This window comes from Pseudomonas sp. NPDC089422 (genome assembly GCF_044749405.1).
Classification (GTDB): domain Bacteria; phylum Pseudomonadota; class Gammaproteobacteria; order Pseudomonadales; family Pseudomonadaceae; genus Aquipseudomonas.
Map to the genome: position 1 here is coordinate 224,637 of NZ_JBIVHW010000002.1, position 23,554 is coordinate 248,190.

General features: G+C 63.0%; 18 protein-coding genes and 2 pseudogenes. 11 read left to right on the forward strand and 9 right to left on the reverse strand.

What is annotated here, in order from left to right; translation table 11 throughout:
* Positions 1-93: 93 nt before the first annotated feature.
* The 4 genes from ntrC to glnA form a co-directional block, all read right to left on the reverse strand.
* Positions 94-1,530, reverse strand: a complete 1,437-nt coding sequence (gene ntrC, locus ACIPZ8_RS04725; RefSeq protein ID WP_400720032.1) for a nitrogen regulation protein NR(I) — start codon at positions 1,528-1,530, stop codon at positions 94-96.
* Positions 1,527-2,612 (reverse strand): nitrogen regulation protein NR(II), encoded by a 1,086-nt coding sequence (gene glnL, locus ACIPZ8_RS04730; protein ID WP_103446038.1) that lies wholly within the window; start codon positions 2,610-2,612, stop codon positions 1,527-1,529. Before glnL ends, ntrC begins: the two co-directional genes overlap by 4 nt.
* Before the next feature lie 265 nt (positions 2,613-2,877).
* Positions 2,878-3,414, reverse strand: coding sequence for a chorismate mutase (locus tag ACIPZ8_RS04735; protein ID WP_400720034.1), 537 nt, complete (start codon positions 3,412-3,414; stop codon positions 2,878-2,880).
* Between the two features lie 152 nt (positions 3,415-3,566).
* A complete protein-coding gene (gene glnA / locus ACIPZ8_RS04740; RefSeq protein WP_294333936.1) occupies positions 3,567-4,973 on the reverse strand; it encodes a type I glutamate--ammonia ligase in 1,407 nt (468 codons plus the stop codon).
* A gap of 613 nt (positions 4,974-5,586) precedes the next feature.
* Here glnA and thiI point away from each other — a divergent pair.
* Together thiI and typA are read left to right on the forward strand one after the other, a co-directional pair.
* On the forward strand, positions 5,587-7,041 hold the full coding sequence (thiI, locus tag ACIPZ8_RS04745; RefSeq protein ID WP_159412442.1) for a tRNA uracil 4-sulfurtransferase ThiI: 1,455 nt from the start codon (positions 5,587-5,589) through the stop codon (positions 7,039-7,041).
* Between the two features lie 127 nt (positions 7,042-7,168).
* The gene (typA, locus tag ACIPZ8_RS04750) at positions 7,169-8,989 is read left to right on the forward strand and encodes a translational GTPase TypA (protein WP_009681218.1); all 1,821 of its coding nucleotides are present in this window, start codon (positions 7,169-7,171) and stop codon (positions 8,987-8,989) included.
* 70 nt (positions 8,990-9,059) lie between these two features.
* On the opposite strand, the pseudogene ACIPZ8_RS04755 reads toward typA, so the two are convergent.
* Positions 9,060-9,137, reverse strand: a pseudogene (locus ACIPZ8_RS04755) (DUF3077 domain-containing protein); the annotation flags it as partial.
* A gap of 88 nt (positions 9,138-9,225) precedes the next feature.
* Positions 9,226-9,630, reverse strand: coding sequence for a YkgJ family cysteine cluster protein (locus tag ACIPZ8_RS04760; RefSeq protein WP_003249225.1), 405 nt, complete (start codon positions 9,628-9,630; stop codon positions 9,226-9,228).
* A gap of 185 nt (positions 9,631-9,815) precedes the next feature.
* Here ACIPZ8_RS04760 and ACIPZ8_RS04765 point away from each other — a divergent pair, with 185 nt between their 5' ends.
* From ACIPZ8_RS04765 to ACIPZ8_RS04775, 3 genes are all read left to right on the forward strand, one after another.
* Positions 9,816-12,266, forward strand: a complete 2,451-nt coding sequence (locus ACIPZ8_RS04765; RefSeq protein ID WP_400720037.1) for a glycogen/starch/alpha-glucan phosphorylase — start codon at positions 9,816-9,818, stop codon at positions 12,264-12,266.
* 183 nt (positions 12,267-12,449) lie between these two features.
* Positions 12,450-13,460, forward strand: coding sequence for a class 1 fructose-bisphosphatase (locus tag ACIPZ8_RS04770; RefSeq protein WP_400720039.1), 1,011 nt, complete (start codon positions 12,450-12,452; stop codon positions 13,458-13,460).
* A gap of 3 nt (positions 13,461-13,463) precedes the next feature.
* Positions 13,464-14,060: a DUF924 family protein gene (locus tag ACIPZ8_RS04775; protein ID WP_400720041.1), complete on the forward strand. Its 597-nt coding sequence runs from the start codon at positions 13,464-13,466 to the stop codon at positions 14,058-14,060.
* A 32-nt stretch (positions 14,061-14,092) separates the two neighbouring features.
* On the opposite strand, the gene ACIPZ8_RS04780 is transcribed toward ACIPZ8_RS04775, so the two are convergent.
* The gene (locus tag ACIPZ8_RS04780) at positions 14,093-14,923 is read right to left on the reverse strand and encodes a methyl-accepting chemotaxis protein (protein WP_400720475.1); all 831 of its coding nucleotides are present in this window, start codon (positions 14,921-14,923) and stop codon (positions 14,093-14,095) included.
* Between the two features lie 24 nt (positions 14,924-14,947).
* Positions 14,948-16,012, reverse strand: a pseudogene (locus ACIPZ8_RS04785) (cache and HAMP domain-containing protein); the annotation flags it as partial.
* Positions 16,013-16,209: 197 nt separating this feature from the next.
* On the opposite strand from ACIPZ8_RS04785, the gene bamE reads away from it, so the two are divergent.
* Both bamE and ACIPZ8_RS04795 read left to right on the forward strand, forming a co-directional pair.
* Entirely contained in the window at positions 16,210-16,464 is a 255-nt protein-coding gene (gene bamE, locus ACIPZ8_RS04790) for an outer membrane protein assembly factor BamE (RefSeq protein ID WP_027921036.1), read from the forward strand.
* Complete coding sequence (locus ACIPZ8_RS04795; RefSeq protein ID WP_103446025.1) at positions 16,461-17,033, forward strand: lipocalin family protein; 573 nt, start codon at positions 16,461-16,463, stop codon at positions 17,031-17,033. Before bamE ends, ACIPZ8_RS04795 begins: the two co-directional genes overlap by 4 nt.
* A 34-nt stretch (positions 17,034-17,067) precedes the next feature.
* Here ACIPZ8_RS04795 and ACIPZ8_RS04800 read toward each other — a convergent pair whose 3' ends face one another.
* The gene (locus ACIPZ8_RS04800; RefSeq protein ID WP_400720043.1) at positions 17,068-18,432 is read right to left on the reverse strand and encodes a formimidoylglutamate deiminase; all 1,365 of its coding nucleotides are present in this window, start codon (positions 18,430-18,432) and stop codon (positions 17,068-17,070) included.
* Between the two features lie 145 nt (positions 18,433-18,577).
* On the opposite strand from ACIPZ8_RS04800, the gene hutC reads away from it, so the two are divergent.
* From hutC to hutH, 4 genes are all read left to right on the forward strand, one after another.
* Entirely contained in the window at positions 18,578-19,288 is a 711-nt protein-coding gene (hutC, locus tag ACIPZ8_RS04805; RefSeq protein ID WP_178083372.1) for a histidine utilization repressor, read from the forward strand.
* Positions 19,285-19,857 carry a HutD family protein gene (locus ACIPZ8_RS04810; protein WP_400720045.1) on the forward strand — a complete coding sequence of 191 codons (573 nt, stop codon included), beginning with the start codon at positions 19,285-19,287 and terminating at the stop codon, positions 19,855-19,857. The genes hutC and ACIPZ8_RS04810 overlap by 4 nt, the downstream gene beginning before the upstream one ends.
* A gap of 387 nt (positions 19,858-20,244) precedes the next feature.
* Entirely contained in the window at positions 20,245-21,918 is a 1,674-nt protein-coding gene (gene hutU, locus ACIPZ8_RS04815; protein WP_051099534.1) for a urocanate hydratase, read from the forward strand.
* A gap of 70 nt (positions 21,919-21,988) precedes the next feature.
* Entirely contained in the window at positions 21,989-23,521 is a 1,533-nt protein-coding gene (hutH, locus tag ACIPZ8_RS04820) for a histidine ammonia-lyase (protein ID WP_400720047.1), read from the forward strand.
* Positions 23,522-23,554: the final 33 nt, after the last annotated feature.

The following is a 23,554-nucleotide window of genomic DNA, read 5'->3' on the forward strand; positions in this document are numbered from 1 at the left end:
CCTACAGGGGATTGCAGTCTTCCTGTAGGAGCGGCCTTGTGTCGCGAAAGGGCTGCGCAGCAGCCCCAGGGATGTTGCAGGTGTACCGCTTAATCAGTGCTCATCACCCTCTTCATCATCCCCGCCATCCACATTCATCCCCAGCTCCTTGATCTTGCGAGTCAGGGTATTGCGCCCCCAGCCCAGCAGCACCGCCGCATCACGGCGGCGCCCGGCGGTGTGCTTGAGCGCGGTCTCGATCATGATCCGTTCGAAACTGGGCACTGCGCTGTCGAGCAGGTTCGACTGCCCGCGCGCCAAGGCCTGGTCAGCCCACTGGCGCAGGGCCTGTTCCCAGTTGGTCACCGGTGCTGCGTCCTGCGGCAGGTTCAGCAGCTCTGGCGGCAGGTCGCCGATCAGCACCTCGCGGCTGGAGGCCATCACGGTGATCCAGCGGCAGGTGTTCTCCAGCTGGCGCACGTTGCCTGGCCACGGCAGGTTGCGGATGAACTCCTCGGTTTCCGGCTTGAGCAGCTTCGGCTCGACGGCCAGCTCCTGGGCGGCACGGCCGAGGAAGTGACGGGCCAGCGACGGGATGTCCTCGCGGCGGTCGGCCAGGCGCGGGATATGGATGCGGATGACGTTGAGGCGGTGGAACAAGTCTTCACGGAACTTGCCGGCCGTCACCAGCGACTCGAGGTTCTGGTGGGTCGCCGCGATGATGCGCACATCGACCTTCACCGGCACGTGGCCGCCAACGCGATAGAACTCGCCATCAGCCAGCACCCGCAGCAGGCGAGTCTGGGTATCGGCGGGCATGTCGCCGATCTCGTCGAGGAACAAGGTACCGCCGTCGGCCTGCTCGAAGCGGCCGCGGCGCAGGTTGGCCGCGCCGGTGAAGGCGCCTTTCTCGTGGCCGAACAGCTCCGACTCCATCAGGTCCTTGGGGATGGCCGCCATGTTCAGGGCGATGAAAGGCGAGGCGGCCCGCGGGCTGTGACGGTGCAGGGCGTGCGCCACCAGTTCCTTGCCGGTACCCGATTCGCCGTTGATCAGCACGGTGATGTTGGAGTGGCTCAGGCGGCCGATCGCGCGGAACACCTCCTGCATCGCCGGCGCTTCACCGATGATTTCCGGGGTGCGGGCCAAGGCCTGCGGCACATCGAGGCCTTGCTGTTCCTGGGCGTGCTGATTGGCACGCTTGACCAGCGACACCGCTTCGTCGACGTCGAATGGCTTGGGCAGGTACTCGAAGGCACCGCCCTGGTAGGACGCCACGGCGCTGTCCAGGTCGGAATGGGCGGTCATGATGATGACCGGCAGGCGCGGATGCTGCTCGCGGATCTGCGCCAGCAGGTCGAGGCCGCTGGCACCGGGCATGCGAATGTCGGAAATGATCACATCAGGCTGCTGGCGGGCCAGGCGGCCCATGACGCCATCGGCGCTGTCGAAGCTCTGGGTGGTCATGCCTTCTTGTTGCAGGGCTTTTTCCAGGACCCAGCGGATGGAGCGATCATCATCGACGATCCATACGGTTTCACTTCGGCTCATGAGGCGGTGGCTCCTTGTTCCAGTGGCAGGAAGATCGAGAAGGCGGTGTGCCCTGCGTGGCTTTCACACTCGATCAGGCCCTGGTGCTGGCTGATGATGTTCTGGGTAATGGCCAGGCCGAGCCCGGTACCGTCCGGGCGCCCACTGACCATGGGATAGAAAAGCGTGTCCTGCAGTTCCGCGGGGATGCCCGGGCCGTTGTCGATGATCTCGATACGCGCCGCCAGGCGATGGCGCACATGGCCGATGGTGAACTGGCGCACGGCGCGGCTGCGCAGGGTGATGCGGCCCAGGCGCAGCTCGTTCTGTGAGCTGATTGCCTGCATCGCGTTGCGCACGATGTTCAGTACGGCCTGGATCATCTGCTCGCGGTCGATCAGCACGTCCGGCAGGCTAGGGTCGTAGTCGCGCACCAAGGTGATGCATCCCTGGCTTTCGGCTTCGACCAGGCTGCAGACCCGCTCCAGTACCTCGTGGATGTTGGTCATGGCCAGCGACGGCAGCTTGTTCGAGCCGAGCATGCGGTCGACCAGGTTGCGCAGGCGGTCGGCCTCTTCGATGATCACGTTGGTGTAGTCGCGCAGGCCCTCTTCGGGTAGCTCGCGGGCCAGCAGCTGCGCAGCGCCACGGATACCGCCGAGCGGGTTCTTGATCTCGTGGGCCAGGCCACGCACCAGCATCTTGGTGGTTTCCTGCTTGCTCAGCTGGGCTTCTTCCTTGGTGATGCGCAGCAGGCGATCACGCGGGTGCACTTCCAGCAGCAGCAGGGTATTGCCCTGATGCAGGATCGGCGTCACGGCGTAGTCGACGGTGATGGCCTGGCCGGTCAGCGAGGTCAGTTGCGCTTCACGCTTGGTGAACGGGTGCGCCTGTTCCACGGCCTGGCGCAGCGAGTTGAGCGCCTCGGTCGATTCGGTGAACAGTTCACTGATGAACTGCCCGTGGCTGCGCTGGCCGCTGACGGCCAGGAGCATTTCCGCAGCCGGGTTCATGTATTCCAGGCGCAGCTCGGCATTGAGCAAGAGCGTCGCGGTGGTCAGGTTGTCCAGAAGCAGACGGTGCTGTGCATCGCTGATGGTCATAAGGCGTCGTTGACCTCTTTTGGCGCTTGTCAGGCATGGCACGGCCATGGCCGGGCGCGCGGCGGATCCGCTGATGCCAGTCTCTGTCCAGGAAAATGCAAGAAACAAACCAAGGCTCCGAAAAGAAGCGTAATTGCCTGATAAAGACCTGGAATTGCGCTTATTCGGACCAGATTGCCCTGATTTATCGTTTCAAGTGACCTGTTTTGGGTTGCAGATCGAGGCGCTGGGTGAGCTTATGCACCAATATAGAGCATTGCTGGGCTTAGCGTTCCACGCACAGTTGTGCGGTTGCGCGGACCAGTGCCGTGTGGCGGAGTGGGTCGCTGGCATACCTGGCCAGTGCATCTGTCAGCTGGCGAGGGCAATCGTGCAAGGGTTTGCGGTCCAGATCGGCAAGTTCGAACAGCAATCTTGCCTGGAGCATGTCCAGGCGCGGACGCAGTTCTTTGGCCAGGTCCTGTGCGTGCTGAGGGGGCCGTTGCCCTAGTGCTGTCCAGCGGTCGATCAGGCCGTACTGGACGATCTTGTTGGCTTCGATCTGGTCGGCGAAAAAGGCCGCTGCCCGTTCGCGAGTCAGGCCATAGTCGTGTGCGGCAGCTTGAACCTGCTGCAGGACCTCTCGCTCCCGGGCGGGCGCTTCGACTGGCAGGCCATTGTCCCATTTGTGCACGGCCACCGAGTAGGCCAGGTCCAGGCGCTGCCCGATTGCCGCGAGCAGCGGCTTGAGTTCAGGTTGTGAGGGGGAGCTGCAGCCGAGAAGGGTGACGATGAAGCACAGCAGAAAGGGCATCAGGCGCATGGCAATCTCCTTGTGGTCGGAGATTTGATTGTGGGCAGTCTGGCAGCCCTTGCTTGTAGGAAGCATCTGAAACGGATGGGCGTAAAACAAAAAACGGCCTTCAGATGAAGGCCGTTTTCGGTGATTCAGATTGGCGTCAGGCGCCAATCAGATCAGCAGCTGTAGTACAGCTCGTATTCCAGCGGGTGCACGAAGGTGCGGACCTTGATTTCTTCTTCGCTCTTCAGCTCGATGAAGGCATCGATGAAGTCGTCGGAGAACACGCCGCCCTTGGTCAGGAACGCACGGCCTTTATCCAGCTCTTCCAGAGCCTCTTTCAGGCTGCCGCAAACCTGCGGGATGTCCTTGGCTTCTTCTGGTGGCAGGTCGTACAGGTTCTTGTCGGCAGCATCGCCTGGGTGGATCTTGTTCTGGATGCCGTCCAGGCCAGCCATCAGCAGGGCCGCGAAGGCCAGGTACGGGTTGGCCGATGGGTCCGGGAAGCGTGCTTCGATACGGCGGGCTTTCGGGCTGCCGACGTAAGGAATACGGATCGAGGCGGAACGGTTGCGAGCCGAGTAGGCCAGCATTACCGGGGCTTCGAAGCCTGGAACCAGACGCTTGTACGAGTTGGTCGACGGGTTGGTGAAGCCGTTCAGGGCCTTACCGTGCTTGATGATACCGCCGATGAAGTACAGGGCGGTTTCGGACAGGCCGGCATAGCCTTCACCCGAGAAGGTGTTCTTGCCGTCTTTCCAGATCGACATGTGCACGTGCATGCCCGAGCCGTTGTCGCCGTACAGTGGCTTCGGCATGAAGGTGGCGGTACGGCCGTAAGCGTCGGCAACGTTGTGCACGACGTACTTCAGGGCCTGTACTTCGTCAGCTTTCTTCACCAGGGTGTTGAACTTGACGCCGATTTCGTTCTGGCCGGCAGTCGCCACTTCGTGGTGGTGAACTTCAACGGTCTGGCCCATTTCTTCCAGAGCGTTGCACATGGCGGTACGGATTTCGTGGTCGTGGTCGAACGGCGGAACCGGGAAGTAGCCACCTTTCACGCCTGGACGGTGGCCTTTGTTACCGCCTTCCACGTCAGCGTCAGACATCCACGAGCCTTGCTCGGAGAAGATCTTGAACATCGAGCCGGAGATGTCCGACTTGAACTTCACTTCGTCGAAGATGAAGAACTCTGGCTCTGGGCCGGCGAATACGGTGTCACCGATGCCGGTGCTCTTCAGGTACTCTTCAGCGCGCTTGGCGATCGCACGTGGGTCGCGATCGTAGCCCTGCATGCTCGACGGGTCGACGATGTCGCAGGTGATGATCAGGGTAGGTTCTTCGGTGAACGGGTCCAGAACGGCGGTCTCGTCGACCGGCATCAGGATCATGTCGGACGCTTCGATGCCCTTCCAGCCAGCGATGGAGGAGCCGTCGAACATCTTGCCGACTTCGAAGAAGTCTTCGTCCAGCGCATCACGCGCTGGCATGGTCACGTGGTGCTGAACGCCTTTGGTGTCCGTGAAACGCAGATCAATCCACTTGACGTCATGATCTTTGATGAGTTGAACCGACTTCGACATGTTGTCCTCCGGATGGTCTAGGGCGCGGTGGGCCGCTGCCCTGGAAAAAGGGTGTTGCCGGGCGCGGATAGTCGGCCAAGCTTACCTGCCTCACAAGGGAGCAAATTGCATGCCAGTGCCCGAAAATGGCGAGGCCGAGATAAAAAGGGGCGTTTGCGGGCATTTGGCGGTGGGGTAGGTCGGAAAAATGCACCTTTAAGATGCGAATTTTAGTGGTGGCGCACCAATAGTGTGCGTGTCGTGATTTTTGTGGTGCTCGTGAGATCGAGCGCCGCCCGCGCGGCGCATCGCAGGCAAGCCTGCTCCTACATCTGTTTCGGGCCAGCGTTCATGTAGCCTGCGCGCGCGGCCCCCTCGTGCATGCCTCGATACCGAATGGAACGAACAAAGCGTTCGCGCGCGATGGGGCAGGCGTTACTGGACCGAAACAAATGTAGGAGCAGGCTTGCCTGCGATGCGCCGCGCGGGCGGCGCTCGATCTCCCAGGCGCCACAAATCGCGGCTCTGGCACTTATCTCAAACCTTCTGATCAAAAGTTGGTCAAAACCTGAGCAATTTCCGCTATAATTTGCGCCCCTCATTTTCGGCAGGCCCTGCGCGCGCTGTTAACCCAATGAAACTTATCGTCAAAGTCTTCCCAGAAATCACCATCAAGAGCCGGCCGGTGCGCAAGCGCTTCATCCGCCAGCTCGGCAAGAACATCCGCAACGTGCTCAAGGACCTTGATCCTGAGCTCGCGGTCGATGGTGTCTGGGATAATCTCGAGGTGGTCACCCGCGTCGAAGACGAGAAGGTCCAGCGCGAGATGATCGAGCGCCTCACCTGCACTCCGGGCATCACCCACTTCCTGCAGGTCGAGGAGTACCCGCTGGGCGACTTCGACGACATCGTCGCCAAGTGCAAGCACCACTTCGGCCATCTGCTGGCCGGCAAGCGCTTCTCGGTGCGCTGCAAGCGCGGCGGCCACCACGACTTCACCTCGATGGACGTCGACCGCTACGTCGGCAGCCAGCTGCGCCAGCAGTGCGGCGCCGCCGGTATCGACCTGAAAACGCCTGAAGTCGTGGTGCGCATGGAGATCCGCGACCAGCGCCTGTACGTGATCCACAACCAGCACAACGGCATCGGCGGCTACCCGCTGGGTGCCCTGGAGCAGACCCTGGTGCTGATGTCCGGTGGTTTCGACTCCACCGTGGCGGCCTACCAGATGATGCGCCGCGGCCTGATGACCCACTTCTGCTTCTTCAACCTCGGTGGCCGTGCCCACGAACTGGGCGTGATGGAAGTGGCTCACTACCTGTGGAAAAAGTACGGTAGCAGCCAGCGCGTGCTGTTCATCAGCGTGCCGTTCGAGGAAGTGGTCGGCGAGATCCTCAACAAGGTCGACAACAGCTACATGGGCGTGACTCTCAAGCGCATGATGCTGCGCGGTGCCGCGCACATGGCCGACCGCCTGCAGATCGACGCGCTGGTTACCGGCGAGGCGATCTCCCAGGTCTCCAGCCAGACCCTGCCGAACCTGTCGATCATCGACTCGGCCACCGACAAGCTGGTACTGCGCCCGTTGCTGGCCAGCCACAAGCAGGACATCATCGACCAGGCCACCGAAATCGGCACCGCCGACTTCGCCAAGCACATGCCGGAATATTGCGGCGTGATCTCGGTGAACCCGACCACCCATGCCAAGCGTCACCGCATGGAGCACGAAGAAAAGCAGTTCGACATGGCCGTGCTGGAGCGCGCCCTGGAGCGCGCCAAGTTCATCTCCATCGACCATGTGATCGACGAGCTGGGCAAGGACATCGAAGTCGAGGAAGTGGCCGAGGCGCTGCCAGGCCAGATCGTCATCGACATTCGTCACCCCGATGCCCAGGAAGACGAACCTCTGGCGCTGGAAGGTATCGAAGTCCAGGCCATGCCGTTCTATGCGATCAACAGCAAGTTCAAGCACCTGGACCCTACGCGCCAGTACTTGCTGTATTGCGACAAAGGTGTGATGAGCCGTCTGCACGCACACCACCTGCTCAGTGAGGGACATGCCAATGTGCGTGTTTATCGTCCGACATAAGACGCCAGGGCTGTATGGCGGCAGCATCCGCCATCGCCCTCCCGACCACCGGGCCCGCTGAGCCTCAAACCGTACATATTCGCCGCCTACACTGGCGGCAACCGAATCCTCTGATCGAGATACAGTTGTGATCGAAAATCTGCGTAACATCGCCATCATCGCCCACGTTGACCATGGTAAAACCACCCTGGTCGACAAACTCCTGCGTCAGTCCGGCACTCTGGAGCGTAACGAGCTCAACGACGAGCGCGTCATGGACTCCAACGACCAGGAAAAAGAGCGCGGTATTACCATTCTGGCGAAAAACACCGCCATCAACTGGAACGGCTACCACATCAACATCGTCGACACCCCCGGCCACGCCGACTTCGGTGGCGAGGTTGAGCGTGTAATGTCGATGGTCGACTCCGTGCTGCTGCTGGTCGACGCCCAGGACGGCCCGATGCCGCAAACCCGCTTCGTGACCAAGAAGGCTTTCGAAGCCGGCCTGAAGCCGATCGTCGTGATCAACAAGGTCGACCGTCCGGGCGCTCGTCCTGACTGGGTTCTGGACCAGATCTTCGACCTGTTCGACAACCTCGGTGCCACCGACGAACAGCTGGACTTCAAAGTCGTTTACGCCTCGGCCCTGAACGGCATTGCCGGTCTGGACCACACCGCCATGGGCGAAGACATGACCGCCCTGTACCAGTCGATCGTCGACAACGTACCAGCGCCTTCCGTTGACCGTGACGGCCCGTTCCAGATGCAGATCTCCGCGCTGGACTACAACAGCTTCCTCGGCGTTATCGGTGTTGGCCGTATCGCCCGTGGCCGCGTCAAGCCGAACACCCCGGTTGTCGCCATCGACACCAACGGCAAGAAGCGCAACGGCCGTATCCTCAAGCTGATGGGCCACCACGGCCTGCACCGCGTCGACGTCGAGGAAGCCCAGGCTGGCGACATCGTCTGCATCAGCGGTTTTGACGAGCTGTTCATCTCCGACACCCTGTGCGCCCCGGATGCGGTAGAAGCGATGAAGCCGCTGACCGTTGACGAGCCGACCGTTTCGATGACCTTCCAGGTCAACGACTCGCCGTTCTGCGGTAAAGAAGGCAAGTTCGTCACCAGCCGTAACATCAAGGACCGTCTGGACAAGGAGCTGCTGTACAACGTTGCTCTGCGCGTTCAGGAAACCGATTCCCCTGACAAGTTCAAGGTATCGGGCCGTGGTGAGCTGCACCTGTCCGTTCTGATCGAAACCATGCGCCGTGAAGGCTTCGAGATGGCCGTAGGCCGTCCAGAAGTGATCATCCGCGAAGTCGACGGCGTGAAGCAGGAACCGTTCGAGAACGTCACCATCGACATCCCTGAAGAATCCCAGGGCAAGGTCATGGAAGAGATGGGTCTGCGTAAAGGCGACCTGACCAACATGGTGCCGGATGGCAAGGGCCGTGTTCGCCTGGAGTACAACATTCCAGCCCGTGGTCTGATCGGTTTCCGTAACCAGTTCCTGACCCTGACCAACGGTGCAGGCATCCTGACCTCGATCTTCGATCGCTACGACACCATGAAGTCGGGCCAGATGTCCGGCCGTCTGAACGGTGTTCTGGTTTCGGTCGAGACTGGCAAGGCACTGACCTACTCGCTGGAAACCCTGCAGGCTCGCGGCAAGCTGTTCGTTGAACACGGCCAGGAGATCTACAACGGTCAGATCATCGGCCTGAACAGCCGTGACAACGATCTGGGCGTGAACCCGACCAAAGGCAAGAAGCTCGACAACATGCGTGCTTCGGGCAAGGACGAAGTCATCGCCCTGGTTCCGCCAGTTCGCCACACCCTGGAACAGGCTCTGGAATTCATCCAGGACGACGAGCTGTGCGAAGTGACGCCTAAGTCGATCCGCCTGCGCAAGAAGATCCTGGACGAAGGCGAGCGTACCCGCGCTGCCAAGAAAGCCAAGAACTGAGTTAGCCCAGGCTGAATGAAAACGCCCCCGGTCGAAAGGCCGGGGGCGTTTTTTTTGGACTGGGGGATGCTCAGCGGGTCGTGCCCAGTTCGGCGTCGTCCAGCAGGGCCTTGGCCAGGGCACTTAGGTAGTGCGCGGCCCAGATCATCTTGAGGTTGCAGGTGGGCCACCATGGGTCCGCCACACCATCACAACCAAGGCATGCGCCCGGTGGCCCTCACCCAATCAAAAGGCGATCACCGCCCAACCACCTTCGGCTTGTAAGCACAGTACCCCGGCCGCGGCCCGACCTTGGGGTGGTTGCGGCAGGTATCCGGCCGCTTGTCATAAATGGTGCACAGGCGGCTCTTGCGATCCAGGTACATGCAGTCATCGTTGCTCATCCGGGTCAGGGTGAAGATCCCCGACTTCTGGTTGAAGCGCTCGATGATGCCTTCCTTCTGCAGGCGCTTGGCCACGTTCTTCGGCGGTTCGTCTTTCTCGAACTCGTCGACCACGCCGATGCGGATCAGATCCTTGATCTTCACCTCCACCGGCAGGGTACAACAGGTCGAATGGCAGCCATGGCACATGTTGCTGGTGTAGCGCTGCCAGGTCTCCAGGCGGTCGACTTCGGCCGCGGCGATCAGGGTCGTTTTCATCGTTATGGGGGTGAATCACGGTCTTGGGGCGCGCGATCATACCGGAATTGTTCAAATTATGAACAACCTTTTGACCGAATGCGCAAAGGTTCATGAAAACCGCGAACACTGGCTGTCGCTCTTGGTCGAAGCGTCTAGGCTCAACAGTCTCCCTCCGCTTTCGTCAACTTGCCCGAGGATGCCGCATGTCCCAGGAACCTGAAGCTCGTGACGCCGAAGTCGCGGATTTTCGTGCTGCTGTACTGGATAAGCTGACCTACGCGGTCGGCAAGGACCCGGAGCATGCCTTCGATCACGACTGGTTCGAAGCCATCGCCCTGGCCGCGCGCGATCACATGGTCGACCACTGGATGGACCACACCCGCCGGGCCTATCGACGCAGCCAGAAGCGGGTCTACTACCTTTCCCTGGAATTTCTCATCGGCCGCCTGCTCTACGACAGCCTGAGCAACCTCGGCTTGCTGGATATCGCTCGGGATGCCCTTGAAGGCCTGAACGTCGACCTGGAGCGCATTCGCCTGCTCGAGCCGGATGCCGCCTTGGGTAACGGTGGCCTTGGCCGTCTGGCGGCTTGCTTCATGGAAAGCATGTCGACCTTGGGCATCGCTGCCCATGGTTACGGCATCCGTTACGAACATGGCCTGTTCCGCCAGGCGGTGGTCGATGGCTGGCAGCAGGAGCAGACCGAGAACTGGCTGGACTTCGGTAACCCCTGGGAGTTCGAGCGCGCCGAGGTCATCTACCCGATCAGCTTCGGTGGCAGCGTCGAAACGGTGCATGACACGCAGGGCAAGCAGCGCCAGGTGTGGTGGCCGGGCGAGACGGTGCGGGCTGTAGCCTACGACACGCCCGTGGTCGGTTGGCGCGGCGCCAGCGTCAACACCTTGCGCCTGTGGCGGGCCCGGGCACTGGAAGAGCTGCACCTGGAGCGCTTCAACGCCGGTGACCACCTCGGCGCCGTTGCCGAAGTGGCGCGGGCCGAGAGCATCTCGCGGGTGCTGTACCCGGCCGACAGCACCGAGGCTGGCCAGGAACTGCGCCTGCGTCAGGAGTACTTCTTCGTTTCGGCGTCGCTGCAGGACCTGCTGCGCCGGCACCTGAACATGCACGACAACCTGCTCAACCTGCCGGACGCGGCAGCCATCCAGCTCAATGACACTCACCCGTCGATCGCCGTGGCCGAGCTGATGCGCTTGCTGGTCGACCAGCACGAAATCCCTTGGGACACTGCCTGGGAACTGACGGTCGGCACCCTGGCCTACACCAACCACACGTTGCTGCCCGAGGCTCTGGAAACCTGGCCGGTGGCGCTGATGGAGCGCATGTTGCCGCGGCACATGCAGATCATCTACCTGATCAACGCCTACCATATCGACAGCCTGCGCGCCAAAGGCCTGCATGACTTCGATGTGCTGCGTGCGGTATCGCTGATCGAAGAGGACAACGGCCGTCGGGTGCGCATGGGCAACCTGGCATTCCTGGGTTCGCACAGCGTCAATGGCGTGTCGGCGCTGCACAGCAAACTGATGAAGAGCACCGTGTTCGCCGAGCTGCACAAGCTTTACCCGCAGCGGATCAACAACAAGACCAACGGCATCACTTTCCGCCGCTGGCTGTACCAGTCCAATCCACAGTTGACCGAGATGCTGGTCGAGGCACTCGGGCCGGAGCTCAGGGACGACCCCGAGGGGCGCCTGGCCGGGCTGGTGCCATTCGCCGACAAGGCCAGCTTCCGCAAGCAGTTCGCCGCCCAGCGCCTGCACAGCAAGCGCGCCCTGGCCAGCATCATCCAGGACCGGGTGGGCGTCACAGTCAACCCTGAGGCGCTGTTCGACGTGCAGGTCAAGCGCATCCACGAGTACAAGCGCCAGCTGCTCAACCTGCTGCACACCGTGGCGCTGTACCAGGCCATGCGCAACGACCCCGGTAGCAACTGGGTGCCGCGGGTGAAGATCTTCGCCGGCAAGGCGGCGGCCAGTTATCACCAGGCCAAGCTGATCATCAAGCTGGCCAACGACATCGCCCGGGTGGTCAATAACGACCCGACCGTGCGCGGCCTGCTCAAGGTGGTGTTCCTGCCCAACTACAACGTCAGCCTTGCCGAAAGCATCATCCCGGCGGCAGACCTGTCGGAGCAGATCTCCACCGCCGGTTACGAGGCGTCGGGCACCAGCAACATGAAGTTCGGCCTCAACGGCGCCCTGACCATCGGCACGCTCGACGGAGCCAACGTCGAGATGTGCGAGCAGGTGGGGGCGGACAACATGTTCATCTTCGGCCTGACCGCGCAGCAGGTGGAGGCGCGGCGCAAGGCGGGGGACTTCGGCGCGAATGCGGCGATTGCCGCGTCCAGCCGCCTGAGCGATGTGCTGCAGGCGATTCGCAGCGGGGTGTTCTCGCCGGATGACCCATCACGCTATGCGGGGCTGATCGATGGGCTGGTGGGCTATGACCGGTTCCTGGTGTGCGCCGACTTCGATGCCTACTGGGATGCCCAGCGGCGGGTCGAGGAGCTGTGGCACACACCGCAGGAGTGGTGGCGCATGGCGGTGTTGAACACGGCGCGGATGGGCTGGTTCTCCTCGGACCGGACCATTCGTGAATATGCCAGCGAGATCTGGAAGGCTTTGGATTGATGTGAGGCCATTCGCGGGCAAGCCCGCGAATGGGCCCATAACCAGACCATCGGCCTGGCGCATGCTGAACTACCGACCTATTGTGCCGTCAGAGAGCCGTGGCGAGTCTCATCACTCGCTAGCCCGCAACTCTCCCTGTAAACTGCGGGGGTTTTTATCTCCCCCTATCCTTCGGAGCCATACATGTCCCGCGTTACCCTGAGTCGCTATCTGATTGAGCAGACCCGCAGCAACAATACCCCTGCCGATCTGCGCTTCCTGATCGAAGTGGTGGCGCGTGCGTGCAAGGAAATCAGCCATCACGTGTCCAAAGGCGCCCTCGGCGGCGTGCTGGGCAGCATGGGCACTGAAAACGTGCAGGGCGAAGTCCAGAAGAAACTGGACGTGATCTCCAACGACATCCTGCTCGAAGCCAACGAATGGGGCGGCCACCTGGCCGGCATGGCGTCCGAGGAAATGGACAACGCCTACCAGATCCCGGGCAAGTACCCGAAAGGCGCCTACCTGCTGGTCTTCGACCCGCTGGACGGCTCGTCCAACATCGACGTCAACGTGTCGGTCGGCACCATCTTCTCGGTACTGCGTTGCCCTAACGAGTACCTGAGCCAGAACGAAACCCTGAACGAGAACGCCTTCCTGCAGCCAGGCACCCAGCAGGTCGCCGCCGGCTACGCCATCTATGGCCCGCAGACCATGCTGATCCTGACCCTGGGCAACGGCGTCAAGGGCTTCACCCTGGACCGCGAACTGGGCAGCTTCGTCCTGACCCACGAGAACATCCGCGTGCCGGAAAGCACCGCCGAGTTCGCCATCAACATGTCCAACCAGCGTCACTGGGAAGCCCCGGTGCAGCGCTATGTAGGCGAACTGCTGGCAGGCGAGACCGGCCCGCTGAACAAGAACTACAACATGCGCTGGATCGCCTCGATGGTGGCCGACGTGCACCGCATCCTGACCCGTGGCGGTCTGTTCATGTACCCGCGCGATGCCCGCGACCCAAGCAAGCCGGGCAAGCTGCGTCTGATGTACGAAGCCAACCCGATGTCGTTCATCATTGAACAGGCCGGCGGCGTGTCCACCGATGGTTACCAGCGCATCCTCGACATCAAGCCGGAGGGCCTGCACCAGCGCGTGTCGGTGATCCTCGGCTCGAAGGAAGAGGTTGAGCGCGTCACCGCCTACCACAAGGAGTAAGTCATGCTCGCACCTTGGCAGCCGTTGCTGGAGTGGTGGTTCGGTTGGGGCACCAGTCCCCAGGCCGTGGCTGACGAGAAGAGCACGCTGTGGTTCGGCAAGCATCACGATGCCGAAGCCCAGGCGTTGTTTGGCGACCTGGTCGAGCACGCCCTGGCGGGTGGGCTCGACGAGTGGCAGCAGAGCCCGCAGGGTTGGCTCGGCTTGCTGATCCTGCTGGACCAGCTGCCGCGCATGCTTTACCGCGACACACCGCGCGCCTTCGAAGGTGACCGGCGGGCTCAGGTGGTCGCCATGCAGGGCCTGCAGAGAAACTGGGATTACCAGTTGCTGCCGATCCAGCGGGTGTTCGTGCTGCTGGTGCTGGAGCATGCCGAGGTGCTGGACTGGCAGAACCTGTGCGTCGAGCGTTACCAGGTGCTGCTGGAAGAGCAGCCCGAGGATCACCGGCGCTTGTTCGAAGGCTTCCTCGATTATGCCGAGCAGCACCAGCGGGTGATTGCCCGCTTCGGCCGCTTCCCGCACCGCAACCTGGTGCTGGGGCGACCGAGTACCAGTGAAGAGATGGACTTTTTGCTGGAGCCTGGGTCTCGGTTCTAGATTCTTGGGGCCGCAGCGCGGCCCCAGCCGTTTCAGATCCTGAAACTGCCCACCAGATGCTTCAACCGCTCGACCTGATGCTCAAGGTCGGTGCAGGCACGCAAGGTGCTCTGCAGGTTCTGCACCCCTTCCTGATTCAACGTATTGATCTCGGTGATGTCGACATTGATCGACTCGACCACGGCCGTCTGCTCTTCGGTGGCGGTGGCCACCGACTGGTTCATGCCATCGATCTCGCCAATGCGCTGGGTCACGCTGCCCAGCCGCTCGCCGGCCTGGTTGGCAATCCCCACGCTGTGGTCACTGTGCTCACGGCTCTGGTTCATGGTGCTGACCGCCACTTGCGCGCCGGCCTGCAGCTCCTCGATCAGGCGCTGTACCTGCTGTGCAGACTCCTGGGTACGGTGGGCCAGGTTGCGTACTTCATCGGCCACCACGGCAAAGCCACGCCCGGCCTCGCCGGCACGGGCCGCTTCGATCGCGGCGTTGAGCGCCAGCAGGTTGGTCTGCTGGGAAATACCGCTGATCACATCGAGGATCTGGCCGATGTTGGCGGTGTGGGCATTGAGTGTCTCGATGTTGCCGCACGAGTCGCTGATCCGTGCCGACAACTGGTTCATCACATCGATGGTGCGCCCGACCACTTGCTGGCCGTCCTCGGCCAGGCCACGCGCTTCGCTGGCATGTTGCGAGGCCAGTGCGGCGTTCTGGGCGATTTCCTGGGCGGCGGCGCCCAGCTGATTGATGGCTGCCGCCACGCTGCTGGTACGGCTGGACTGCTGGTCGGCATTGTTGATCGAGGCATTCGAAGCGTTCACCACCTGGGCGGCTACAGCGTTGACCTGGCCGGTGGCCGAGGCCACTTCGCGGATCGACTCGTGAATACGCTCGACAAAGCGGTTGAACGATAGGCCAAGGCTGCCGAATTCATCCTGGGCGTGGATGGTCAGGCGCCGAGTCAGGTCGCCTTCGCCCTCGGCGATGTCATGCATGGCACGGCCCATCAGGTGCAGTGGCTCCATCAGCACGCGAATCAGCAGGCCGAGCAGGGCGATGATGGCCACCACCGCGATGAAGGTGGCGAAGATGGCGGAGGTGCGCAGTTCACCCAGCATGGCGAACGCGGCGTCCTGGTCGAGTACCAGGGCCACGTACCAGTCTGCCGACGGCACACCGTCGACGTGGGTGAAGCTGATGAACTGCTTGTGGCCATCGACTTCGACTTCCTTCAGGCCGCTGCCGATGCGCGGCGTTTCTTGCGGGTAGACGTCGGCCAGGGTTTTTAGGGCCAGGTCGGCTTTGGGGTGGATGAGGATCTTGCCTTCGCCGTTGACGATGAAGGCATGGCCCTGGCCGTCGAAGTTCAGGGCGTTGATCAGGTTGCTGATGGTCTGCAGGTCGGTGTCGACGCCGCTGACGCCGATTAGCCGGCCCGCTTGCTGCACCGGGGTAGCCAGGGTGATCACCAGTTTGCCGGCCGAGGCCGAGATGTACGGCTCAGTGACAATGGTTTGGCCGCTGGCGCTGGCCGCCTTGTACCAGCCCCGCACCCGCGGGTCGTAGTCGGCGGCGCGGTTACCCACCGGTACCGACTGCATGCTGCCGTCCTGGCCGCCGAAGTAGGTGAGCTGGAAGTTCTTGCCGTACACCGGCAAGGCCAGGCTGCGGTCCAGGCTGGCTTTGCCCGGCCCATCGACGGCAACTTGCTGGGCCAGCGAGTCGAGCAACTGGATGCGGCTGTCGAGCCAGTTGCGGATGTTGCCGGCGGTGAGGTTGCCCAGGTCCTGCAGGTTGGTCTGCGTGTCGCTGCGCAGGGACTGGCGTTGTCGGTAGTCGTTGAACAGCACGAAACAGGTAAAGGCAACGGCCACCACGAGGGCGGCGGCCATCAGGATCTTGTGGCTGAACTTGAGGTTCTTGGTCATTTTTCTGGTCTGCACAAGGCAAGGCATAGGAGGGCGCTGTGGCAATGCGCCACAGCGTGCTCGCTGTGTCGTCGCAGCGCGTCAAAACATTAATCGTTTGCGCAGGTCCAGCCGACCAACGGCGTACGACTAAAGCGGTGTCGTCAGGGAACCAGGGAGGGTTTTTCCCGTCGAAGATCACTGCAGGCCACTCGCCTGTATCTATTTTCCAGGAGTGTGCCTTCATGTCGTTGCGTTCCCTCGCCCTGTTGTCCTTGTGCGTCGTCCTGACTGCGTGCAGCAAGATCAATCAGGAAAACTATTCCAAGCTCAAGGCCGGCATGAACAAGGCCGAGGTCGAGCAACTGCTCGGCACGCCCACCGAGTGCTCCGGCGCGCTGGGCATGAGCAGCTGCACCTGGGGGGACGAGAAGAGCTTCATCAGCGTGCAGTACGCGGCCGACAAGGTGCTGATCTACTCCGGGCAGGGCCTCAAATGAGGCGTCTGCACGTTCTGCTGGGGCTGTGCCTGGTGATGCTGCTGGGGGGCTGTGCCACCTCCGCCACCGACCCGCTGGCGCCGAAGACTGCCGGTAATGTCGACCTCAAGCGCTATCAGGGCAAGTGGTACGAACTGGCACGCCTGCCGATGAAGTACCAGGCCGAGTGCGCGCAGTCTGAAGCGCATTACAACCTCAAGCCCGATGGCTCGTACGGCGTGCTCAATCGCTGCCGCACGATGGGGGATGAATGGCTGCGCGCCGAGGGGCACGCCAACATCCAGGAACCGGGGCATACCGACCGCCTGTGGGTCGAGTTCGACAACTGGTTCACCCGCCTGGTACCGGGCGTGGCCAAGGGCGAGTACTGGATCCTGTACGTGGACGATCACTACCGTACCGCGATCGTCGGCAGCCCGGACCGCAAGTACCTGTGGATCCTGTCGCGCACGCCGACACTGCCGGTGTGGGAGCGCGAGAGCCTGATGTCCAAGGCCCGTCAGCAGGGCTATGACACCAGCCGGCTGATCTGGCGTACGCCGGACAAGCAGATTGTGCAGATGCATTGAAATGAAGGGGGCCGCAGTTGCGGCCCCTCTGCATTCAGCTCAGTAGTGTTCGCAGCACGGCGGCAAACGCCTGCCGGCTTTCTTCTTCATGGGCGTGCTGCCCTTGGCGCACTACCCATTTGCCATTGACCATCACATCCCGCACCTGACGGTCGCCACCCGCGAACAGCCAGCGGTTGAGAATCCCGTCGCCCTCGGCCATGGCGATATACGGGTCCTGCCCATCCAGCACCAGCCAGTCGGCCCGCTTGCCTACCGCCAGCTCGCCAACCGGTTGCCCCAGTGCCTGGGCTCCGCCTACCAGCGCCGCGTCATACAGCGTGCGCCCGACCATCGGCTGATCGCCACGGTATAGCCGATTACGCCGCTGATCCCGCAGGCGCTGGCCATATTCCAGCCAACGCAGCTCCTCGACCACGCTCAGCGACACATGGCTGTCCGAACCGATGCCCATGCGGCCGCCCTGGGCCAGGAAATCCACGGCCGGGAAGATACCGTCACCCAGGTTGGCTTCGGTGGTCAGGCACAGCCCGGCCACTGCGCCACTGCGCGCCATGGCGGTGACTTCGTCAGCTTCGGCGTGGGTGGCGTGCACCAGGCACCAGCGGCGGTCCACTTCGACATGTTCATACAGCCATTGCAGCGGCCGCAGCCCACTCCAGGCGAGGCAGTCGTCGACTTCCTTCTGCTGTTCGGCGATGTGGATATGAATCGGGCATTGTTGATTGCCGGCGGCCAGCACCTCGGCGATCTGGCCGGGCGTGACTGCGCGCAGCGAGTGGAAGCACAGGCCCAGTTGCTGCGCGGGTTTTGCCGCCAGCGATGGCGCCAGCTGCGCCTGTAGTTGCAGGTACTGTTCGGTTGAGTTGATGAAGCGTCGCTGCCCTCCATTCGGTGCCTGGCCGCCGAAACCGGCATGGCTGTACAGCACCGGCAGCAAGGTCAGGCCGATGCCGCTGCTGGCCGCAGCCGCACTGATGCGTCGGGACAGCTCGGCGGGGTCGGCGTAGGCCTTGCCCGCCTGGTCATGGTGCACGTAGTGGAACTCGGCCACCGAGGTGTAGCCAGCCTTGAGCATCTCGATGTACAGCTGGCGGGCAATGACCTGCAGCTGCTCCGGGGTGATCTTGCCTACCAGCCGATACATCAGTTCTCGCCAGGTCCAGAAGCTGTCATTGGGGTTGCCCGCGACCTCCGCCAGCCCCGCCATGGCCCGCTGGAACGCGTGCGAGTGCAGGTTGGGCATGCCTGGCAGCAGCGGCCCGGCCAGGCGTTCGGCGCCTTCGGCCGAGGCGTCGGCTTCGATTCGGCTCAGCAGGCCATCACTGGAGACTTCGAGGCGGACGTTACTGGCCCAGCCCGTGGGCAGCAGGGCGCGTTCGGCAAAATAGGCGGACATCGGCAAAAATCCTGTTATTGTTTAACTTGTATATACATATACAGGCGTTTGCCTGCCGGGTAAACTGCGGCAAGCTACCGCTCATTCCATTGCCTAAGGACTCAACGCCGTGCCGACACCTCCTGTCTCCGCGCTGGTTGCCCAGATGGGCGAGGGCCCGGCGCCGCTGTATGCCCGGGTCAAGCAGATGATCATCCAGCAGATCGAAAACGGCAGCTGGCCACCGCATCACCGGGTGCCTTCGGAGAGCGAACTGGTCAGTGAGCTGGGCTTTAGCCGCATGACCATCAACCGCGCCTTGCGTGAGCTCACCGCTGAGGGCCTGCTGGTACGAATGCAGGGCGTGGGCACCTTCGTCGCCGAACCCAAGAGCCGCTCGGCGCTGTTCGAGGTCAACAACATCGCCGACGAGATAGCCGGCCGTGGCCACCAGCATAGCTGCCAGGTGATCAAGCTGGCCGAGGAGGCCGCCGGTTCCGAGCGCGCCCTGGCCCTGGACATGCGCGAAGGGCAGCGGGTGTTCCACTCGCTGATCGTGCATTACGAGAACGGCGTGCCGGTGCAGATCGAAGACCGCTACGTCAACGCAGCGATTGCCCCCGAGTACCTCAAGCAGGACTTCACCCGGCAGACGCCTTATGCCTATCTGTCCCAGGTCGCGCCGCTGACCGAGGGCGAGCACGTGGTCGAGGCGATTCTCGCCGAGCCCGAAGAGTGCCGCCTGCTGCAGATCGAACGCGGCGAGCCCTGCCTGCTGATTCGCCGTCGCACCTGGTCTGGCCGTCAGCCCGTGACGGCGGCGCGACTGATCCACCCGGGTTCCCGTCACCGCCTTGAAGGACGTTTCAGTAAATGACCCAGTTGCAGTTGCTGCGTGCGCAGGATTACCCGCGCATGCCCTGGAAGAACGGTGGCGGTTTCACCGAAGAAATCACCCGTGACAACGGCGAGGGGCTGGATGGTTTCGGCTGGCGCCTGTCGATCGCCGATATCGAGGAGTCGGGCGGGTTTTCCGTGTTCACCGGCTACCAGCGGATCATCACCGTGCTGCAGGGTGACGGCATGCGTTTGCTGGTCGACGGTCAGGCCAGCCGGCCGCTGCTGCCGTTCGATGCCTTCGCCTTCAGTGGCGAGAGCCAGGTCAGCTGCCAATTGCTCGGTGGGGCGATCCGCGACTTCAACCTGATCTACGCGCCGCAGCGCTATCGGGCGCGCTTGCAGTGGTTCGACGGCACCAGCCGGTTGTACAGCTCGGCGTCGACGGTGTTGCTGTTTGCGGCGAGCAATCAGGTTGAAGTGGCGATAGCTGGGCATGAAACGCAGCGATTGGGCCTGTATGACTGCCTGCGGCTCGAGGGCAATGACGCGTTGCTGGGGCTGGATGTGCAGGGGCGATTCTGCCTGATCGAGCTGCAAGCGCGCTGAGGGCTCGCCGATACATTTTTGGCGCCGGTGAGATCGAGCGCCGCCCGCGCGGCGCATCGCAGGCAAGCCTGCTCCTACATCTGTTTCGGGCCAATGCTCATGTTGCCTGCGCGCGCGGCCCCTTGGCGCATGGCTCGATATTGAGGTGAACAAACAGGGCGTTCGCGCGCGACGGCACAGGCGTAACTGGCCCGAAACAAATGTAGGAGCAGGCTTGCCTGCGATGCGCCGCGCGGGCGGCGCTCGATATACGCCCCACCCCCGAACCCCCAGTCCTGCCCCAGGGTCCGATTATTTTGGTTGTCCATGCTTGTACATACAAGTAAAGATGTGTTTGTATATTGACCACGACACAACTGCCCGCGGACAACCGCCGAGGACCTTCCCGTGACCGACAACAACAAATACCGTGACGTTGAAATCCGTGCCCCACGTGGCAACAAACTGACCGCCAAGAGCTGGCTGACCGAAGCGCCACTGCGCATGCTGATGAACAACCTCGACCCGCAGGTCGCGGAAAACCCGAAAGAGCTGGTGGTGTATGGCGGCATCGGCCGCGCCGCGCGCAACTGGGCCTGCTACGACAAGATCGTCGAGACCCTGACCCGCCTGGAAGACGACGAAACCCTGCTGGTGCAGTCGGGCAAGCCGGTCGGCGTGTTCAAGACCCACAGCAACGCCCCGCGCGTACTGATCGCCAACTCCAACCTGGTGCCGCACTGGGCCAACTGGGAACACTTCAACGAGCTGGATGCCAAGGGCCTGGCCATGTACGGCCAGATGACCGCCGGCAGCTGGATCTACATCGGCAGCCAGGGCATCGTCCAGGGCACCTACGAAACCTTCGTCGAAGCCGGTCGCCAACACTACGGCGGCAGCCTGAAAGGCAAGTGGGTGCTGACCGCCGGCCTGGGCGGCATGGGCGGCGCCCAGCCACTGGCCGCAACCCTGGCCGGCGCCTGCTCGCTGAACATCGAATGCCAGCAGAGCCGCATCGACTTCCGCCTGGAAACCCGCTACGTCGACGAGCAGGCCACTGACCTCGACGACGCCCTGGCACGCATCGCCAAGTACACCGCCGAAGGCAAGGCGATCTCCATCGCCCTGCACGGCAACGCCGCCGAAATCCTGCCAGAGCTGGTCAAGCGTGGCGTGCGCCCGGACATGGTCACTGACCAGACCAGCGCCCACGACCCACTGAATGGCTACCTGCCGGCCGGCTGGACCTGGGAACAGTACCGCGACCGTGCGCAGACCGAGCCGGCTGCAGTGGTCAAGGCCGCCAAACAGTCGATGGCCGTGCACGTACAGGCCATGCTCGACTTCCAGAAGCAGGGCATCCCGACCTTCGACTACGGCAACAACATCCGCCAGATGGCCAAGGAAGAAGGCGTGGCCAACGCCTTCGATTTCCCAGGCTTCGTCCCGGCCTACATCCGCCCGCTGTTCTGCCGCGGCATTGGTCCGTTCCGCTGGGCGGCGCTGTCTGGTGATGCCGAAGACATCTACAAGACCGACGCCAAGGTCAAGGAATTGATCCCGGACGACGCCCACCTGCACCGCTGGCTGGACATGGCCCGCGAGCGCATCAGCTTCCAGGGCCTGCCGGCACGTATCTGCTGGGTTGGCCTGGGCCTGCGCGCCAAGCTGGGCCTGGCCTTCAACGAAATGGTCCGCAGCGGCGAGCTGTCGGCACCGGTGGTGATCGGCCGTGACCACCTGGACTCCGGCTCGGTGTCCAGCCCCAACCGCGAAACCGAAGCCATGCGCGATGGCTCCGATGCAGTCTCCGACTGGCCGCTGCTCAACGCCCTGCTCAACACCGCAGGCGGCGCCACCTGGGTTTCGCTGCACCACGGCGGCGGCGTGGGCATGGGCTTCTCCCAGCACTCGGGCATGGTCATCGTCTGCGACGGTACCGATGAAGCCGCCGAGCGTATCGCTCGCGTGCTGACCAACGACCCGGGGACCGGCGTGATGCGCCATGCCGATGCCGGTTACGACATCGCCATCGACTGCGCCAAGGAGCAGGGCCTCGACCTGCCGATGATCACGGGCTGATCGCTGCGCTTTGAGTGATACTGAACAATAAGAGGGGCCTGCGGGCCCCTGACAGAATTGGAGTAGCGAAGTGACCGTACTGACCCTCAAGCCCGGCACCCTGACCCTGGCCCAGCTGCGCACCATCCACGCCGCGCCCGTGCGCCTGCAACTGGACGCCAGCGCCGCGCCGGCCATCGATGCCAGCGTTGCCTGCGTCGAGCAGATCATTGCCGAAGACCGCACCGCCTACGGCATCAACACCGGTTTCGGCCTGCTGGCTTCCACCCGCATCGCCAGCCATGACCTCGAGAACCTGCAGCGCTCGCTGGTGCTGTCCCACGCTGCCGGTATCGGCGCACCGCTGGACGATGCCCTGGTGCGGCTGATCATGGTCCTCAAGATCAACAGCCTCAGCCGTGGTTTCTCCGGTATCCGTCGCAAGGTCATCGATGCGCTGATCGCCCTGGTCAACGCCGAGGTCTACCCGCACATTCCGCTCAAGGGCTCGGTCGGCGCTTCCGGCGACCTGGCACCGCTGGCGCACATGTCGCTGGTTCTGCTGGGCGAGGGCAAGGCCCGTCACCAGGGCCAGTGGCTGTCGGCTACCGAAGCCCTGGCGGTCGCCGGCCTCGAGCCGCTGACCCTGGCTGCCAAGGAGGGCCTGGCCCTGCTCAACGGCACCCAGGCTTCCACCGCCTATGCCCTGCGCGGCCTGTTCCAGGCGGAAGACCTGTACGCCGCCGCCATTGCCTGCGGTGGCCTGAGCGTTGAAGCGGCACTGGGTTCGCGTTCGCCGTTCGATGCGCGCATTCACGAAGTGCGTGGCCAACGCGGCCAGATCGACACTGCGGCCTGCTTCCGCGACCTGCTGGGCGACGCCAGCGAAGTGTCGCTGTCGCACAAGAACTGCGACAAGGTCCAGGACCCGTACTCGCTGCGCTGCCAGCCACAGGTCATGGGCGCCTGCCTGACCCAGATCCGCCAGGCCGCCGAGGTGCTGGGCATCGAAGCCAACGCCGTGTCGGACAACCCGTTGGTGTTCGCCGCCGAAGGCGACGTGATTTCCGGTGGCAACTTCCACGCCGAGCCGGTGGCCATGGCCGCCGACAACATCGCCCTGGCGATTGCCGAAATCGGTTCGCTGAGCGAGCGCCGCATTTCGCTGATGATGGACAAGCACATGTCGCAGCTGCCGCCGTTCCTGGTGGAAAACGGCGGGGTCAACTCCGGCTTCATGATCGCCCAGGTCACCGCAGCTGCCCTGGCCAGCGAGAACAAGGCCTTGTCGCACCCGCACAGTGTCGATAGCCTGCCGACCTCGGCCAACCAGGAAGACCACGTGTCGATGGCCCCGGCTGCTGGCAAGCGCCTGTGGGAAATGGCCGAGAACACCCGTGGCGTGCTGGCCATCGAATGGCTGGGTGCGTGTCAGGGGCTGGACCTGCGCAAAGGCCTGAAGACTTCGGCGAAGCTGGAGCAGGCGCGTCAGGCGCTGCGCCGTGAAGTGCCGCACTACGACCGTGACCGCTTCTTTGCGCCGGACATCGAGGCAGCTGTCGAGCTGCTGGCCAAGGGCAGCCTGACCGGGCTGCTGCCTGCTGGTGTCCTGCCTAGCCTGTGATGCCCCCGGGGCCGCTTCGCGGCCCTTTCACGG

Coding starts and splice junctions, on each gene's coding strand:
- hutC (WP_178083372.1), top strand. CDS start 18,578: ATGGGCGAGGGCCCGGCGCCGCTGTATGCCCGGGTCAAGCAGATGATC.
- ACIPZ8_RS04770 (WP_400720039.1), top strand. CDS start 12,450: ATGTCCCGCGTTACCCTGAGTCGCTATCTGATTGAGCAGACCCGCAGC.
- ACIPZ8_RS04795 (WP_103446025.1), top strand. CDS start 16,461: ATGAGGCGTCTGCACGTTCTGCTGGGGCTGTGCCTGGTGATGCTGCTG.
- ACIPZ8_RS04800 (WP_400720043.1), bottom strand. CDS start 18,432: ATGTCCGCCTATTTTGCCGAACGCGCCCTGCTGCCCACGGGCTGGGCC.
- glnL (WP_103446038.1), bottom strand. CDS start 2,612: ATGACCATCAGCGATGCACAGCACCGTCTGCTTCTGGACAACCTGACC.
- glnA (WP_294333936.1), bottom strand. CDS start 4,973: ATGTCGAAGTCGGTTCAACTCATCAAAGATCATGACGTCAAGTGGATT.
- thiI (WP_159412442.1), top strand. CDS start 5,587: ATGAAACTTATCGTCAAAGTCTTCCCAGAAATCACCATCAAGAGCCGG.
- ACIPZ8_RS04810 (WP_400720045.1), top strand. CDS start 19,285: ATGACCCAGTTGCAGTTGCTGCGTGCGCAGGATTACCCGCGCATGCCC.
- ACIPZ8_RS04760 (WP_003249225.1), bottom strand. CDS start 9,630: ATGAAAACGACCCTGATCGCCGCGGCCGAAGTCGACCGCCTGGAGACC.
- ntrC (WP_400720032.1), bottom strand. CDS start 1,530: ATGAGCCGAAGTGAAACCGTATGGATCGTCGATGATGATCGCTCCATC.
- ACIPZ8_RS04775 (WP_400720041.1), top strand. CDS start 13,464: ATGCTCGCACCTTGGCAGCCGTTGCTGGAGTGGTGGTTCGGTTGGGGC.
- ACIPZ8_RS04735 (WP_400720034.1), bottom strand. CDS start 3,414: ATGCGCCTGATGCCCTTTCTGCTGTGCTTCATCGTCACCCTTCTCGGC.
- bamE (WP_027921036.1), top strand. CDS start 16,210: ATGTCGTTGCGTTCCCTCGCCCTGTTGTCCTTGTGCGTCGTCCTGACT.
- ACIPZ8_RS04765 (WP_400720037.1), top strand. CDS start 9,816: ATGTCCCAGGAACCTGAAGCTCGTGACGCCGAAGTCGCGGATTTTCGT.